Origin of the sequence: Thermoflavimicrobium daqui (genome assembly GCF_003313465.1) — a bacterium.
Classification (GTDB): Bacteria; Bacillota; Bacilli; order Thermoactinomycetales; family Thermoactinomycetaceae; genus Thermoflavimicrobium; species Thermoflavimicrobium daqui.
In genome coordinates this window covers 714,734-730,946 of the sequence record NZ_KZ845663.1, presented here as the reverse complement: position 1 = coordinate 730,946, position 16,213 = coordinate 714,734, and the positions used below count along the sequence as shown (strand labels likewise).

General features: G+C 36.3%; 14 protein-coding genes, 1 rRNA gene and 1 riboswitch. Of the genes, 10 read left to right on the top strand and 5 right to left on the bottom strand.

Features of this window, described 5'->3' with window-relative positions; translation table 11 throughout:
• A 16S ribosomal RNA gene (locus tag DL897_RS03375) occupies window positions 1-531 on the top strand; the annotation flags it as partial.
• A gap of 667 nt (window positions 532-1,198) precedes the next feature.
• A complete protein-coding gene (locus DL897_RS03370) occupies window positions 1,199-1,972 on the top strand; it encodes an IucA/IucC family C-terminal-domain containing protein (RefSeq protein ID WP_113657691.1) in 774 nt (257 codons plus the stop codon).
• Between the two features lie 112 nt (window positions 1,973-2,084).
• On the opposite strand, the gene DL897_RS03365 is transcribed toward DL897_RS03370, so the two are convergent.
• From DL897_RS03365 to DL897_RS03350, 4 genes are all read right to left on the bottom strand, one after another.
• Window positions 2,085-2,654 (bottom strand): DUF6630 family protein, encoded by a 570-nt coding sequence (locus DL897_RS03365; RefSeq protein ID WP_113657690.1) that lies wholly within the window; start codon window positions 2,652-2,654, stop codon window positions 2,085-2,087.
• Window positions 2,655-2,821: 167 nt separating this feature from the next.
• A complete protein-coding gene (locus DL897_RS03360; protein ID WP_113657689.1) occupies window positions 2,822-3,604 on the bottom strand; it encodes an undecaprenyl-diphosphate phosphatase in 783 nt (260 codons plus the stop codon).
• A 68-nt stretch (window positions 3,605-3,672) separates the two neighbouring features.
• Window positions 3,673-4,524 (bottom strand): EamA family transporter, encoded by an 852-nt coding sequence (locus tag DL897_RS03355; protein WP_113657688.1) that lies wholly within the window; start codon window positions 4,522-4,524, stop codon window positions 3,673-3,675.
• Window positions 4,525-4,938: 414 nt separating this feature from the next.
• Window positions 4,939-5,226, bottom strand: a complete 288-nt coding sequence (locus tag DL897_RS03350; protein WP_113657687.1) for a hypothetical protein — start codon at window positions 5,224-5,226, stop codon at window positions 4,939-4,941.
• A gap of 1,258 nt (window positions 5,227-6,484) precedes the next feature.
• On the opposite strand from DL897_RS03350, the gene DL897_RS03345 reads away from it, so the two are divergent.
• The 7 genes from DL897_RS03345 (at window position 6,485) to kdpDN (ending at window position 14,124) form a co-directional block, all read left to right on the top strand.
• Window positions 6,485-6,961: a CBS domain-containing protein gene (locus DL897_RS03345; RefSeq protein ID WP_113657686.1), complete on the top strand. Its 477-nt coding sequence runs from the start codon at window positions 6,485-6,487 to the stop codon at window positions 6,959-6,961.
• Window positions 6,962-7,197: 236 nt separating this feature from the next.
• Window positions 7,198-7,334, top strand: a riboswitch (cyclic di-AMP (ydaO/yuaA leader).
• Between the two features lie 326 nt (window positions 7,335-7,660).
• Window positions 7,661-8,014 (top strand): Na-translocating system protein MpsC family protein, encoded by a 354-nt coding sequence (locus DL897_RS03340; RefSeq protein ID WP_113657685.1) that lies wholly within the window; start codon window positions 7,661-7,663, stop codon window positions 8,012-8,014.
• 396 nt (window positions 8,015-8,410) lie between these two features.
• Window positions 8,411-8,494, top strand: a complete 84-nt coding sequence (gene kdpF, locus DL897_RS18975; protein ID WP_113657684.1) for a K(+)-transporting ATPase subunit F — start codon at window positions 8,411-8,413, stop codon at window positions 8,492-8,494.
• 133 nt (window positions 8,495-8,627) lie between these two features.
• Window positions 8,628-10,313 (top strand): potassium-transporting ATPase subunit KdpA, encoded by a 1,686-nt coding sequence (gene kdpA / locus DL897_RS03330; RefSeq protein ID WP_113657683.1) that lies wholly within the window; start codon window positions 8,628-8,630, stop codon window positions 10,311-10,313.
• 14 nt (window positions 10,314-10,327) lie between these two features.
• A complete protein-coding gene (kdpB, locus tag DL897_RS03325) occupies window positions 10,328-12,364 on the top strand; it encodes a potassium-transporting ATPase subunit KdpB (protein ID WP_113657682.1) in 2,037 nt (678 codons plus the stop codon).
• A gap of 19 nt (window positions 12,365-12,383) precedes the next feature.
• Window positions 12,384-12,950 carry a potassium-transporting ATPase subunit KdpC gene (kdpC, locus tag DL897_RS03320; protein ID WP_113657681.1) on the top strand — a complete coding sequence of 189 codons (567 nt, stop codon included), beginning with the start codon at window positions 12,384-12,386 and terminating at the stop codon, window positions 12,948-12,950.
• Window positions 12,951-12,969: 19 nt separating this feature from the next.
• A complete protein-coding gene (gene kdpDN / locus DL897_RS03315) occupies window positions 12,970-14,124 on the top strand; it encodes a KdpD-like non-kinase potassium sensor (RefSeq protein WP_168188622.1) in 1,155 nt (384 codons plus the stop codon).
• Window positions 14,125-14,130: 6 nt separating this feature from the next.
• Here the strand turns inward: kdpDN and DL897_RS03310 are convergent, their stop codons facing one another.
• Window positions 14,131-14,649, bottom strand: a complete 519-nt coding sequence (locus DL897_RS03310) for a hypothetical protein (RefSeq protein WP_113657680.1) — start codon at window positions 14,647-14,649, stop codon at window positions 14,131-14,133.
• 515 nt (window positions 14,650-15,164) lie between these two features.
• Between DL897_RS03310 and DL897_RS03305 the strand changes: the two genes are divergently transcribed.
• A complete protein-coding gene (locus DL897_RS03305; RefSeq protein WP_113657679.1) occupies window positions 15,165-15,992 on the top strand; it encodes an MBL fold metallo-hydrolase in 828 nt (275 codons plus the stop codon).
• The last annotated feature ends 221 nt before the right edge of the window (window positions 15,993-16,213 follow it).

Sequence of the window (16,213 nt, the reverse complement as noted above, 5' to 3'; positions counted from 1 at the left end):
TAGAGATATACCTTCCCTTCGGGGCAGCGGTGACAGGTGGTGCATGGTTGTCGTCAGCTCGTGTCGTGAGATGTTGGGTTCAGTCCCGCAACGAGCGCAACCCTTATCTTTAGTTGCCAGCAGGTCAAGCTGGGCACTCTAGAGAGACAGCCGGTGAAAGCCGGAGGAAGGTGGGGATGACGTCAAATCATCATGCCCCTTATGTCCTGGGCTACACACGTGCTACAATGGCTGGTACAATGGGATGCGATACCGCGAGGTGAAGCCAATCCCAAAAAGCCAGTCTCAGTTCGGATTGCAGGCTGCAACTCGCCTGCATGAAGTCGGAATCGCTAGTAATCGCGGATCAGCATGCCGCGGTGAATACGTTCCCGGGCCTTGTACACACCGCCCGTCACACCACGAGAGTTTGCAACACCCGAAGTCGGTGAGGGAACCTCACGGACCCAGCCGCCGAAGGTGGGGCAGATGATTGGGGTGAAGTCGTAACAAGGTATCCCTACCGGAAGGTGGGGATGGATCACCTCCTTTCTACGGAGTATCTTTATCGATACAAATTTTGAATCGAAACCTCTTGGGTCATGTTCTCACCTTTAGTTTTCAAGGAATACATAACGCTGACGAATATGAATATTCGTCAGCGTTTTTTAGTTTTAGATAGAAAATTAACTTCTAAAATACTAATGAGGATGAACCTTTTCCTTAAGCTAGGCTAAAAGGTCAAGAGGATTCAGTGAATAGAAGGGCTGTCTTTCTATACTCGATTAGAGCGAATAATGCCTAATTCATCTCCCTGTTTCTATAAGCAGGGAGCTTCTTACGTAAAAACGGTAAAATATTATGAATAATTTAGGATTTGTGATTAAAAATGGAGTTCATTATAGAAAATCAAGTCATATCTTATGAATAAAAGGATAGAACTTTATTCCTTTTTGCAGTATAATTGATAATGAATTTCATTATCTCGCAGGTTTTTTATATTTTTATTTGTCTAGAGGGTGTATAAACTCATTGTTTATTTTTTGGGCTTATTCCAATATTTAGGCTGTTCATAGATTTGATTAAAGGTTTGTTTAGCCTAAGGAAAAAAATCGATCTTACATACATAAAAAGATGGATCATCATGACAATCATGATTTGGATATAGATTTGTGGGTCAGAGATTTGCTTCGTTTGTGATTAGAGGGGGTAGTGTTTTATGCTTCAAACAGAAGAAATGCATTATTTACAGCAACATTTCCGATTAACTCAGAAATCTTCAATGGACCATTTAGAAACAGTAAAAGCGCTGGATCTTTTTGAACCTAAGAAGTGTGAATCATACTTGAATCATTTAACGAAAGTGCTAGATTTTCCATCGCTTCAGGTAGCTGCATCTCAGCTTTCTAAAAGATATGCATATATGGTTGTCCTTCCAGTTTTGTTTTCTATGAGTGTATGGAATAAAGGGTTAATGATGAAAGCAGATCATTGCTTTATTGAGCCAGATTGGAAAGCGGATCGCTGGATGCCTAGATTACGATTAGAAAGCGGATTGACGAGCAATATTGAAGGAGAACGAGAAGTTTGGCGCGATCGACTGATTCAAGAACTTTTTGCTGAAAATATTACCAGGGTTTGGCATACGCTGACTCTTGTTACACGAGTTCCTTTGTCTACTTTATGGGAAAATACAGCTATTTATATTTTCTGGTTATATGAAGAAAAAATAAAGGACTTTGATAATCATACACGTCAGAGAGCTAATGCAGATCTCCAGTATTTAATACATGCTGCTTCTCCCAGATTATTTGGCGAAGCCCAAAATCCACTTAAAAAATTTGATTCTCCAAAAACATATGTAATCGATGAAGACAGTTACATAAGAATTCGGCAAACGTGCTGTTTATATTATCAGACCCATATACTTGGTACGTGTTGTAAGTCTTGTCCAAGAAAAGTAAAGAAAAATAAAGCGATTCCTCAGATATAAGAAATCTTTCTTTTACTGAAAAGAGCCCCTCATTTTGAGGAGCTCTTTTTGCTGATTAACCAAATGGAATGATAAATAATAACCAGTGATAAGTTCAATGATGTATATAATATTAGGCAAGACAATAGGAAATTTTTTGATCAATTTGAGATAGTCCATACCGGAAAGAAGGATGGATAAAAATTTCCCCATAGCCGGCTTTCTTTGCTTGAGAGCGGCACTTGGTTGCAATGCCTCGAGGCATTAAGGTGATATAAGAAGGATGGGCTGGGGAAGTCCACTCTCCTAATACATAGCCGTAAGGATATAAATACTCACTAGTTATAGAGAGCAATTGATTGATATACTGATGAGCATATTCAGAAGCGGAATGAGAGTCTTCGCGAATTAAAGAATAGTTGGATCGAACATGTGATGAAATTGAATTAGGATAAAAGTCTAAATATTGGGCTTGGGTTCGACTGGTTAGCTCATACATAAACCCACGTGTTTGTAATCCATGTAGCAGAGCAAACCAGGGTAATTGAGATTGCTGATCGTATATTTTCAATGAAGGAAATAGCTCAAGATACTTTTCAGGTTGATCCATACTTAAACAAACTTCATGGTGTAACGAAGAGTCTTCAGGTAAAATCAGTTCACATAACTCTAATAAAGACTCATTGGATTGCTTTATGCCCATCCCGCATCCCTCCAAATGTGCGTTCGCGGAATTTCGAACTGATGTTCTTAATTCAACTATATTTTACTAAAAATCTAGTTTACGATCAAGTCTACTCGGCTTATGTTTAGTACTTAGACAAATATATAAAAAGCATGGCGCAATATGAAATTACAAAATAAAAAATGTTAAAGGATAATTAAATTCTGTGTTATTAGAATTAAAACTCCTAAAATCCACACATAGATGGAAAAGATTTTTAATGACCCTTTTTGTAAAATAGATATCATCCATTTGACTGCCATATAACCAAATAAGGCAGAAAAAATAGTGGCGATTAGTAGTGAGCTAAGAGGCAAGATTTCTGCTTTATGTGATATCATTTCCAATCCTTGTAATAGAACTGCACCAGCAATAGAAGGTATTGATAGCAGGAAAGAAAAATAAGCTGCCGTTGACTTGTTAATCCGACAAAATAATGCAGCAGCGATGGTAAGTCCAGAACGTGATAAAGCTGGCATAATGGCAAGCCCTTGAAATGTACCTATAAAAAGTGCATCACGAAAAGTAATTTGATCTAAAGATTTGTGACCATGGGATTTTATCGATTCAGCTATCCATAAAATAACCCCTGTCATTAAGAATTCCCATCCAATCGTAATCCCTGTTTGAGAAATCGCTTCAAAGTAGTCTTTGAATGAGAGTCCGATCAATACAGTAGGTATTGTTCCTACTAAAATAAGTAGACTAAGTTTATTAAAAGGATTCTTGAGTATTTGAAAAATTTCTTGTCTATATACGCTAAAGACTGCAATCAGCGTCCCAAAGTGGAGCATAGTGTCTAGAAATAGTCCTGCCTCATTTAAACCGAAAAAGTGTCTTCCTAAGTAAAGATGTCCCGTGCTACTAATCGGTAAAAATTCAGTTAAACCTTGTAAAATTCCTAGAATCGCCGCTTCTAACCAATCCATAGTTACTCATCCTATCCTCTCCATATAAAAAATGAGTAGCAGGCGATCTCTGTAGTATATCTTTCTAGTTAAAGTCGAATACAGATAAGACCGATAAACAATATGATTAATGACAGCGTTTGTAGTAGAGATAGTCGCTCACGGTAAATCCAGATGGATAAGATGGCGACCACAAGACTGTTTGTAGAGAATATAGGAGAAACAATACTTGCTGGCCCCTCTGCAAGTGCAATCGCATAAATTTGCATTCCAGCGAACGAAAAGATACCAGAGCCAAGTCCCCATCCTAAACCAATTTTTTTTGCTGATTTAGCTAGCTTTGAATGCTTCTTCCGAATTATTTCAACTGAGAACCAAATAAGTCCAAAAAAATAACTAATAAATAAGATCATTGCGTTAGGTAGGTGCATTTCTTCGGTAATTTTTAATCCTCCATTGCGTAGAAAGAAAAGAAGTGTAGCTATTAAAACAAGTAAGTACCAATGAAGGTTGTGTATACGTAATTTTTCATCAGGGTCGATCGGTAAAATAATAATTGCAATAATTAGTAGAGCGATGCCGATCCATTCAGATAATGATAATTTTTCCCCATAAAAAATGACAGAAAGTGCAACAGTAAATACCACGTTACTATTTACAATCGGAGAAGTTAAGCTAGCTGGACCATGGTCAAGTGCCTTCATAAACAGTAGATTTCCTGCTGCAGATCCAATACCAATAATAATTCCTGACAAAATCGAAGCGAAGTCCCATGACCATGTGCCGGTTAAAAGGACCCAAATTAAAAAGCCGAGGGTGCCAGAGAAATAAAGACCCCAAAGTAAGTGATCAGTAGATCCCTGTTTGGCTGAACTAGCTTTCATCATAAAACCAGCTAGTCCAAAGGTAAGAGAGCTTATTAAGGCTAAGACAAACCACATTGATAATAACCTTCCTTTCTATCGTTGTCATAGCCTACCCATCTTACCCTATTGATATCCTTTTCGTCTATAACAGGGAAATATTAATTTGAAATAAAAGAGTATGTTGCATAATTCAACCAAAATTCTAGATCATTCCTAGAATAAGTGCGATGAGCAGCTGATTTTATGCAACAAATTCTTAAAAGGTTAATGCAATAAATATTTAACTAGAAAGTTCTCAGAGTTCGCTCTAAGATTGGTTTATATTTATGTGGTAAGCTGTTCAATTATTAAAAGATTTTTAGATAAATAGCAACAAGGGGGGGAATAGTTGAGAAGTGAAGTAAAGAAGGATAATATAAGAAATAAGAAAAAGGATATATACTACAAATAGAATGGACTAAAGGAACAAGAGGAGATCCCTCCTGTTCCTTAAACTGTTTGATCTTGGCTAAGAGAAACATATTTTTCAAATTCCAATAAGATTTCTGGCAAAGTCATTTCTTCATCTAAGTATAGTTGCATTAAACTGTAAAAGTGATCATGATTTTCTTCTGAAATCTGTAAAATTTGTAAGAGTTGTTGAATTGGATCAAGGTTTCTCGATAAGATATGTATACTGTTTGAATCAAATACGGCTTCTAACTTACATATTTTATCATATAGGTCTTTAAGAATAGCTAAGATCATAGCAACTAATTGTTTTTTCTGTTGATCCATTATAAATCCCTTTCTTTATTTGTTAAAAATAAGTTCAATTATAATTGATATTATAACAAAGCTAGTTCATGACTACAATTTTTTTTGAAATTATCAATAAATATGATAGATATGTATAAGATTCTATTGTTTTTTGAATAGATAATGTAAAATAACAGGGGAGAAGTAAATGACTATATTTCCACTAAGGCTTATAAAAAAGTTTGGGAACACTTATATCCTATTATTTAAGTACGAACCAAAGATTAACAAGCTCCAACATGGATAGTCCCTGTATAATTGTACTTGGTTTGCCGTTTAGACACGATTACATGGACTAAGCAGTTTAATTTCTATCTCTCTAATTTTAGTGTAGAATGAAATTTAGCTTCGTTAACTTTATGATTAGGGTTTTATGGGTGTAAGTATATTTCATGTGGTAAGGAGGAATATTTGATGATGGATATGACTCTCAGTGTGCTTTAATAGGGAGTCATGGTTAGGTTTCTGTTTGTTTTAAACAGTTTAGATGACCTTCTAGTAGCTGTTTTCATTAATTAGTAATGACTAAGTTTATGTCAAGGGTATTTTCTTACAGTTCATTGATCTAGGTCATATTTATTAGGTATAAAGACCGCATAACTAGCCTTGTAAGTTAGTAGGCAGTGGATTTCTGATAGCGTTTACAACCTTTTCCGTCTAGTAGTAGGGATTATTTTGTATAGATATGTATAAGAAAAAAGAATGGAACAGTAATCATTATTCATTGAAGATTACGTAACATAACTTAAAAAAAGCCTAGGATATTCTTAAACGAAGGTCAAATATGGCACTTGTTAGAATTGACTTTCCTATCTATAGGAGCAAGAACTGCTTAGAGTTATAATCTAAGAAATTGTATGGGGCTATTCAGACTACGAAAGTAATTCAGAAGCCGATGATTGGTTGATAAGGAGAAAAACTATATCCCGTGTTATGAATATAGGTGGAATTTTATAGGGGGGGGTTAGAGGGTTATATTTCTAAAGTATGGATCTGATATAATTATTGGTTGATCCTGCTATCAACCCCAACTATATACAGTTGTATTTTTATTTTAACATTTATCTCTAGGCTATTTTTCTTATATCCATCCTGTGATAAACTACTATTAGGATAATGGAAAGGGATGAATCGTTACTCTTAGCCTATTAGGGTTATTCTACTACTTATATTTATATTTGTCTAAAATTCTTTTTGATTATAAATAATTTTATTAAAATGTAGGGAGATTGTGCATATGAAAGGCCAAAATCGAACAAACTATTTGTTCTCCAAAGAAATTGCTCCTTTCATTATTCCCAAGGAACAAGTGGTTGTTGTAGATCCAGATTGGTCATTGGAGCGAGCTTTATTGGTATTAACTCGTAAGGGAACAACTTCTGTGCCTGTTATTAATCAAGAAGAAGAAGTAGAAGGGATTATTAGTAAGACCGATATTTTAGATTTTATGTTAACACAAAGCCAAAGTAGTGAGATTGATTTTTCGCAGTTACGAAAACATAAAGTACGTGAAGCGATGAATCAAACACATGGTGGTATTTTAGCTAATTCCATTTTTTCATTTGCTTTTGAAGTATTGGTTAATCGATCGTATATTCCGATTATCGATGTAAAAAATAAATTTATTGGAATATTAACGCGCAAAGTTATGATGGAAAAAGTAATCGAATATTTCCAAGAAGAATATCTACAGACCATTTCAAAGCTGAAGTAAATTCGTATGAGAATGATTTGTCGACTTGAAATACCATAGAGCTATAATTAAATACGCTAAATCAGCCACTATTCCTGAGGAAATGTATGATTAATTAAATAATAAGGAGTCAATTTACTACTGCTAAAAAATTCATTCCCTTGCAAAGGGAGTGGATTTTTTTATAAAAAATTCTTATTGACATCTTACTACGAAGGAGTTAGATTATTTCTTAAGCAAATACACCTCGTTAACTTGCCATTCGATCGCTGAGTCCATATTGGAGCGGGGGAACCATCTTTTGGGGTGAATCCTGTACTTTGTTGCAGGTAGGGTTAACTCTCTGAGAGCCCGAATCCGTCAGCTAACCTCGTAAGCGTTTGAGAGGAGTGGTTATTTTTTATGGCGCATTTTTTTAGCCAGCAGAGAATCCCGCTCACTCTGGTGGTTTTTTTAGTTTCAGAGTGGGTAAAAAAGAAAAGAAATAAGAACTGGATGCCTTGATCATTGCATTAATGGAAAAAACAACATAGTATTAAAAAGTTATTTGCCAATATTGGTAAAAGGGTCAAAATAGGGAATATTGCGGTATATTGACTAACTTGATATTGTTTATCAAGGTGTAAAATGAGATTCTTTTACAACAATTTAAGATGAATATAGAGATGCTATTTTTATAAAAGATTGGATTTAAATAGAACACAATGAAAGGTGAAGAGAATGCCAGCCATGAGCAAAGGTGCTTGTGAAGCAAAAGTTTGTGAGCTTTTTACCAAATATCACAAAGATATGGTTGGTAGGGGGACAAAGCATGTTAGAACAATGCTATCTGATGAATTATTGTTGATTGAACAGGATGGGGTATTAACTAAAGAAGAGCAAAATATCCTACGATTTGATGAAAATGGTCGTTTAATTAAAGATATTCGTAGAAGATTATTTGAAGCATATCGAAATCGTTTGGAAAAGGAGATTGAACAAGTTATCGGGGGAACGATTACTTTTCTTGCTTTTGATATTCAGCCTGTAAATGAGAAAATCCGTGTTATTTATAGTGTAGAGCGATTGGGTTAGTAATGAGTATTTAATATAAAATTAATATAAAAACATATAAAAATGTCCTTGACAAAAATGATTATATATTGTTAAATTTGACAATAACAAGAATAATTGAAAATGTGGTAGAGCGTCGGCAGCAGTAATTTTACTGAGGCAGATGTTAGACCAGTACCAATCTATTATTTCTTTTATACTTTTCCGTTGCACGATATATGTCCATGAGGAGATATGTGTCTTTGAAACGGAAAGAGAGAAGAAAATAGTTCCGGTACTGGTCTTTTCTATTTGATAGAAATGGAGGAAATAACCAGAAATGATGGATTTATGGATGCTTTTAATATTTATTGGTAGTTTTGCTGTTTTTTATGGATTAATACTTTGGAGTGATCAGATGGTTCGTGGAGGCGAAGAATGATGATTTGGTTTATAGGGGCAGTTACTTTAGGAGTGACTATCTATTTAGTTTACGCACTACTTCATCCTGAAAAGTTTTGAGAATGTGTAAAATGGATGTCTTTATTAGGAAATAACCAGATATTACTTCGTTGGCTAAAAGTGAATTTAAAAGCAATGAGTATTTAATTTTGAAGGTAATCTTACTATGTTGTAGATATAGGAGGAAATATTCATGTGGAACGACCTGGTCCAAATAGGGATCGTGCTACTAATTTTATTTGTACTTATGGTTCCAATGGGAAAATATCTTTATATCGTTTTTGGAGATAAAGAATCTAAGCTAGATCGTATCTTTTTGCCATTCGAAAAAGTGATTTATCGAATCTCAGGAATTCGTCAAATCGAAGAAATGACTTGGAAAAAATATGCAGTAACACTACTTGCTATCAATGGGATTTTAGGCGTTATTGCCTATTTCGTACTTCGGTTTCAAGGAGGATTACCACTTAATCCAGCTAAAATCGAAAATATGGAACCATCTCTCATTTTTAATACGATTACTAGCTTTTTAACTAATACAAACCTACAACATTATAGTGGAGAATCAGGACTTTCTGTTCTATCACAAATGCTAGTCATTACGATGTTTATGTTTACGTATGCAGCTACTGGATTAGCAGTATGTATTGCATTTATACGGGGGTTATCAAGTAAAGGTAGATCAATCGGGAATTTTTATCAAGATTGGCTTCGTGCCCATACACGAGTTCTAATCCCACTGTCTTTAATTGTTACTTTAACATTAGTGGCGCTCGGGGTACCACAAACTCTTGATGCAAATGTAACTGTTCAAACGTTAGAAGGTGGAAAACAGACCATTGCGATGGGACCTGTTGCCTCCTTAGAGTCGATAAAGCACTTGGGTACCAATGGAGGAGGGTTTTTCGGAGTAAACTCCTCACACCCTTTTGAAAATCCTAATGTTTTTACTAACATCATTGAAATACTGTCAATGTGGATTATTCCAGCATCATTACCCTTTACCTATGGACGTATGGTTAAGAACTCTAAACAGGGATGGGTGATCTTTGGAGTGATGCTAACTATTTTTCTTTTACTGCTTTCTTTGGTTTACAGTCAAGAAAAGGCAGGTAATCCAGCTTTCAATGAGCTCGGTTTTTCACATAATCAAGGTAGTATGGAAGGAAAAGAAGTTCGTTTTGGTATTCCTATGTCAGCTCTCTTTACGAGTGTTACTACGGCCGCAACTACAGGAACCGTAAATAACATGCATGATACGTTGACTCCGTTAGGCGGATTGGTACCACTTAGCTTAATGATGCTAAATAGCGTATTTGGTGGGGAAGGCGTTGGGTTAATGAATATGCTAATGTACGCTATCTTAGCTGTATTCCTATCAGGACTGATGGTAGGGCGTACCCCAGAATTTTTGGGTAGAAAAATTGAGGCGAAAGAGATGAAACTGATCGTAATTGCTCTCTTAGCCCATCCTCTTATTATTTTGATGCCATCTGCGATTGCGTTAGGTACAACTTTAGGTACTGAAGCGATTAGTGATTCAGGTTTTCATGGTATCTCACAAGTATTATATGAATACACATCTTCAGCTGCCAATAACGGTTCGGGTTTTGAAGGTTTAGGTGATAATACGATTTTCTGGAACACTACAACTGGTTTAGTCATGTTGTTCGGACGTTATATTTCTATGGTTGTGTTACTTGCTGTTGCTGGTTCATTGATAACGAAGCAACCTGTGCCCGAAACATTAGGGACCTTCCGTACAGACAATGCGACATTTGGCACTATTCTTATTGGAACAGTCATAATCATAGGTGCTTTGACTTTCTTCCCTGTACTTGTTTTAGGACCTGTGGCTGAATACTTGACGATTCGTTAAAGGAGAGACGAAAAATGAGATCGGATCAGAGAAATTCACTTTTTACAGGGCCGATGATTCGTCAAGCCCTTATCGAAAGTGTGAAAAAGTTAAATCCACTGATAATGATGAAAAATCCAGTCATGTTTGTTGTGGAAGTTGGTACTTTCCTTACTTTATTGATGATATTATTTCCTAAGTTTTTTGGAGTAGAAGGAACAGTTGGTTACATCGTCATCGTATTTTTAACCTTACTATTGACCATTTTATTTGCTAATTTTGCGGAAGCATTAGCAGAAGGAAGAGGAAAAGCCCAAGCAGATACACTAAAAAAGACAAAAGCAGACACTATTGCGAAGCGATTGACAAGTAGCGGAAAAATTGAAGAAGTATCTTCTGTTGATTTACGTAAAGGAGATATTGTGTTAGTGGAAACGGGTGATACGATTCCTGGCGATGGAGAAATCATTGAAGGGCTTGCTTCAATTGATGAATCGGCGATTACAGGCGAGTCAGCCCCAGTTATAAAGGAAGCTGGTGGCGATTTTAATTCTGTAACGGGTGGCACCAAAGTCGTAAGTGATTGGATTAAAGTCCGAATTACTGTAGACCCTGGAGAGTCTTTCTTAGATAAAATGATTTCCTTGGTTGAAGGCGCGTCACGCCAAAAGACACCCAATGAGATTGCATTAAATACTCTATTAATTACCCTAACCCTAATCTTTGTGCTTGTTTGTGTTACCCTCTTACCTATTACCAAATATGTAGGAGTGAAACTAGAGATTGCCACATTGATCGCCCTTTTGGTTTGTTTAATTCCAACGACAATTGGTGGATTATTGTCAGCTATTGGTATTGCAGGAATGGATCGCGTCACTCGTTTTAATGTACTGGCGATGTCGGGAAAAGCAGTTGAAGCCGCTGGAGACATAAACACCATGATTTTGGATAAAACAGGAACGATCACTTTCGGGAATCGGATGGCAGCTCAGTTTATTCCAGTTGGAGATCATACAGAAGATGAAGCATGTCAAGCAGCTATGCTTTCCTCTATTCAAGATGAAACCCCTGAAGGTCGTTCGATCATTGAACTGGCAAAAGAGCAAGGATGTACTCTTGATGAACAAAAATATAAAAAAGCAGAGATTATTCCATTTGCAGCAGAAACACGGATGAGTGGAATGGATTTCGAAGGGGTTTCATACCGAAAAGGTGCTATTGATTCTGTTATGCAATTTGTGAAAGAAAAGGGTGGTGTCATTCCTACTAATTTAAAAGAAAAAGGAGAGCAAATTGCTAGTTTGGGAGGAACTCCGCTTGCTATTTGTATTCAAAATGAAATCATTGGGCTAATTTATTTGAAAGATACGGTGAAACCGGGTATGAAGGAGCGATTTGCTGAACTTCGTAAAATGGGAATTAAAACCATTATGTGTACGGGTGATAATCCATTAACGGCCAAGACGATAGCTAATGAAGCTGGAGTGGATGACTTTGTCGCAGAATGTAAGCCAGAGGATAAAATTCGTGTCATCCGTGAAGAGCAGATACAAGGTAAGTTAGTTGCAATGACCGGGGATGGAACTAACGATGCTCCCGCATTAGCCCAAGCAGATGTTGGACTGGCGATGAATAGCGGAACGATGGCTGCGAAGGAAGCGGCTAACATGGTTGACCTAGACTCTGATCCTACTAAGATTATAGAAGTTGTGTCAATTGGAAAACAATTGCTTATGACACGTGGTGCTTTAACAACTTTTAGTGTTGCAAACGATATTGCCAAATACTTTGCAATTCTACCAGCAATGTTTTCGGTTGCGATTCCTGAGATGCAAACCCTTAATTTTATGCATCTATCTTCACCGACGAGTGCGATTTTATCAGCGCTAATCTTTAATGCAGTGATTATTCCCCTATTGATCCCACTTGCTATGAAAGGGATCGCTTATAAACCGATGCCAGCAGTAAAACTATTACAACGTAATTTATTAATTTATGGCGTAGGAGGAGTGATCGCTCCATTTATCGGGATCAAGCTGATTGATATAGTTTTGCAAGTATTTGGTTTATAGTTGAGGAGGTAAACAAAAAGTGAAAGCTTTTAGAATGTCTTTGATAATGATCGTACTTTGTGGGCTGGCATTCCCATTATTGATGACTGGGATTGCCCAGATCCTCTTTCCTAAACAGGCAAATGGGAGTATTTTATACAATGAAAAAAAGCAAGCGATTGGCTCAGAACTCATTGGGCAGTCATTTAAAAATCCGAAGTATTTTCAAGGTAGAGTCTCTTCAATTGAGTATGATGCGAATGGATCAGGCTCAAAAAACTATGCCCCATCTAATGAAGAAATGATAAAAAGGACACAAAAAGATGCTGAAAAATGGCTAAAAGATCATCCAGGTAAAACATTAAAAGATGTTCCACTGGACCTAATTACGAACTCGGGCTCGGGATTGGACCCACACATTACACCCGCAGCAGCTCGTTTCCAAATTCCCAAGATTATAAAAGCAAACCAAGGAAAGGTCACAGAGCAACAATTAGAAAAGTTAATTCAAAAACATATAGAAGATCGTAATATAGGAGTATTAGGGCAACCACGAGTTAATGTACTTCTATTGAATATGGATTTACAAAAAGTCATTCAAAGATAAATCCTTGGGGTGGTCTATTATGCAAAATATCCAAAATGGAAAAAAATATAAACGACTAACACCTGAGGAAATATTAGTCAAAATAGAGAAGATGAAAAAGGGCCGCCTTAAGATTTATATTGGGGCGGCTCCTGGTGTGGGGAAAACATTTCAGATGTTAAGGGATGCTTATGATCTTAAAGAGAAAGGAATTGATGTTGTTATTGGCTTGATTGAGACTCATGGGCGAAAAGCTACAGCAGCTGAAATCAAAGATTTAGAGATGATTCCGCAAAAAAATATGAATTATAAAGGAAGAGAATTACAGGAATTGGATGTAGGAGCTATTATTAAGCGCAATCCTGACTTAGTTATTGTGGATGAGTTAGCTCATACCAATGTGCCCGGCTCTAAGAATAAAAAACGCTATCAAGATATTCAGGAAATCTTGGATGCAGGAATTCATGTGTGGACTGCAATGAATATCCAGCATTTAGAGAGTGTTCGAGATATTATCAAGCAAGTAACGGGTGTCAAAGTAAATGAACGCGTTCCTGATGTTGTTTTGAGTGAAGCAGATGAGGTTGAAATTATCGATGTAACTCCTGAAACACTTAGGGAACGCATTAAAGATGGAAAAATATATAGTAAAGAAAAAGTCCAACAAGCTTTAAATCATTTTTTTCGTCGAGGAAACTTAGTTGCCTTGCGTGAGCTAGCACTTCGTGAAATTGCGGATGATATAGATGAACGTTTGGAAAAAGAGCGGAGTGATGACGGAATAGAAGAGCCATCTGGCGTTCATGAAAAAATATTAGTTTGTATAAAGTACCGCCCCAATGCGGAAAAATTGATCCGACGAGGTTGGCGGATGGCTCGCCGGTTAAATGCTGAGCTATTTATCCTACACCTTCTAACTAAGCCAGCAGATAAGATGTCGCTTCAGGAGCAAAAAACTCTACATGAATGGGAACAACTAGCTAAGCAGTTTCAAGCAGAATTTCTCTTGAAACATTCCCCTGTTCGAAAAGTGGCGAATGAAATTGTAGAGATTTGTCGTCAGTATAAAATAACACAAATTATCATGGGAATGTCTGCACGAACGCGTTGGGAAGAAATTTTTAAAGGCTCGATTATCCATGTTATCATGCGAAAGTTACCATATGTGGATGTATATATTGTTTCAGATCGTTAAAGGGGATTACTTTGCTGAAGATGATGATTCGGATTCCGTGAAATCGAGCAACTCGAATTTCTTGCATTGTTTAAAGAAATCAATTATTTCTTGCCAATAAACAGCATCCCACTCTTTATTAAGCTCTTTAGCAGTTGCTTTGAGTTGTTCAAACCAACTGAATAAAGTCAACTCGACAAAAGGGAGATCAAAGTCTTCATGGTAGCAAGTAAAGATTAATGATTTTATATCTTCATAAACATTTTGATAGATTAGTTTTTCGATAATGGAGGGTAGCATGGGAGCAATACATACCTGTGAACGGTTTTTTTCCCATATTTTGATCAGTCTTTTTTTGTTTAAGCTGTTTTTATAACGCTTTCGGATTTGGCTGCTTACTTGTTGCATAGGTTCGGCCTGTTCTTCATGAATCACTAATAGTTGGGATTCTATATTTGGATATGTCTTCTGAGCAGGTACCGGCGATTGATGTATGTCAAAAGGGATGACATTGTTACCAAATGAAGAATAATGGTATTTTTTCATAAAAATGCCTCCTGTTCGTCGTTTCTTTATATGATATTTAAAAGAGTATAATCACTTATTTTTCAACATGTGTTGAATCTATCAACACATTTTATATTTTACACTATTTTATCTTTCTTTTCGTGAATCAATGTGAAAAGTCGCTGAAAATTAAAAGTTATAAATAAACGGAGGTTAACATCTATTTTTCATTTTATCCCAAAAAAAGGAAAAATAATATCTCGAACTTATGTTCTTATCATAATCAAGTATATTATAAACTTAGATAGGATTCATCACCTTTTTATTGAAATATTTTATATAATTATATATTACAATATGATTTATATGGTTATTTCGTTTAATCATTGGAATTAAATATTCCTAATAATTGTATACTCTGGGATTGACCTTTATTTACAGACCAGATTATCTTTGAGTGGAATTCTAAGATTGGAAGGCAACATCAACGGCATGGAAAATTCCCAGATCTTAAGTAATATAATTTATCTTTAAAAAGGGTGGGGTTTTGTATTATGAAGTTTTGGATTTGTACAACATGTGGAACGCAATATATGGCAAGCGATGAGCCATTAGAAATATGTTCCATTTGCTCAGAAGAAAGGCAGTATATATTACCGAGTGGTCAACATTGGATTACACTAGAAGAATTAATCGCTTCGAACAAGTATGAGAATAAGTGGGAGGAAAAAGAACAAGGCATCTTTGCAATTACAACGACACCGAGTTTTGCTCTTGGACAGACGGCTTATCTTATTCAAACTCCATCTGGTAATATTTTATGGGATTGTATTGCTTACTTAGATGCGAAAACGATCAAGCAAATTAGGCAGTTGGGTGGAATTAAAGCGATTGCTCTTTCCCATCCACATTATTATTCAACCCAAGTAGAGTGGGCAGATACTTTTGATTGCCCTATTTTTATCCATCAAGATGATCAAAAATGGGTTCAGCGAAAAAGTCAACGAATCCAATTTTGGTCAGGAGAAACATTATCTTTGGTAGAAGAGTGTACCATGGTTCGTTTGGGTGGGCATTTTCGAGGTGGAAGTGTACTGCATTTACAGAGTGGTGATCAAGGTAAGGGGGTTTTATTTACAGGTGATATCGTTCAGGTAACTCCAGGTGAAGATTGGGTAAGTTTTATGTATAGCTATCCAAATATGATCCCGTTACCAGCGGGTAAAGTAAAAAAGATTGCTGAGATGTTAAAAGATATTCCATTTACACGTATATATGGTGCCTTTAATCGTAAAATTACCCACGAAGCGAACCGAGTGGTGCAAAAGTCTGCCATGAGATATATTGCAGCTTTAGACGAAAGTTTAACGGAATCAAGATAAAGAGAATGAACATGTCAATGTCAGTTCAAGAAGCAATGGAAGCCAAACATGGGGCAGGATAAAGTTATATGGCTTTAGGATATTTAGGATTAGCCATTCGTAGTTTCGACTATAACGCTTGCCTTATATAGGATTGGATCTGGTTGAGGTATCCCAATTATTCAATCTTCCCGATTATATAGAAATTCCTGCGGATGGCCTCATTACGTAAACATGCTAGT

Bases quoted from the DNA above. Each gene is read 5' to 3' on its own strand.
- DL897_RS03370 (WP_113657691.1), top strand. From the start codon at position 1,199: ATGCTTCAAACAGAAGAAATGCATTATTTACAGCAACATTTCCGATTA.
- DL897_RS03365 (WP_113657690.1), bottom strand. From the start codon at position 2,654: ATGGGCATAAAGCAATCCAATGAGTCTTTATTAGAGTTATGTGAACTG.
- DL897_RS03360 (WP_113657689.1), bottom strand. From the start codon at position 3,604: ATGGATTGGTTAGAAGCGGCGATTCTAGGAATTTTACAAGGTTTAACT.
- DL897_RS03355 (WP_113657688.1), bottom strand. From the start codon at position 4,524: ATGTGGTTTGTCTTAGCCTTAATAAGCTCTCTTACCTTTGGACTAGCT.
- DL897_RS03350 (WP_113657687.1), bottom strand. From the start codon at position 5,226: ATGGATCAACAGAAAAAACAATTAGTTGCTATGATCTTAGCTATTCTT.
- DL897_RS03345 (WP_113657686.1), top strand. From the start codon at position 6,485: ATGAAAGGCCAAAATCGAACAAACTATTTGTTCTCCAAAGAAATTGCT.
- DL897_RS03340 (WP_113657685.1), top strand. From the start codon at position 7,661: ATGCCAGCCATGAGCAAAGGTGCTTGTGAAGCAAAAGTTTGTGAGCTT.
- kdpF (WP_113657684.1), top strand. From the start codon at position 8,411: ATGATGATTTGGTTTATAGGGGCAGTTACTTTAGGAGTGACTATCTAT.
- kdpA (WP_113657683.1), top strand. From the start codon at position 8,628: ATGTGGAACGACCTGGTCCAAATAGGGATCGTGCTACTAATTTTATTT.
- kdpB (WP_113657682.1), top strand. From the start codon at position 10,328: ATGAGATCGGATCAGAGAAATTCACTTTTTACAGGGCCGATGATTCGT.
- kdpDN (WP_168188622.1), top strand. From the start codon at position 12,970: ATGCAAAATATCCAAAATGGAAAAAAATATAAACGACTAACACCTGAG.
- DL897_RS03310 (WP_113657680.1), bottom strand. From the start codon at position 14,649: ATGAAAAAATACCATTATTCTTCATTTGGTAACAATGTCATCCCTTTT.
- DL897_RS03305 (WP_113657679.1), top strand. From the start codon at position 15,165: ATGAAGTTTTGGATTTGTACAACATGTGGAACGCAATATATGGCAAGC.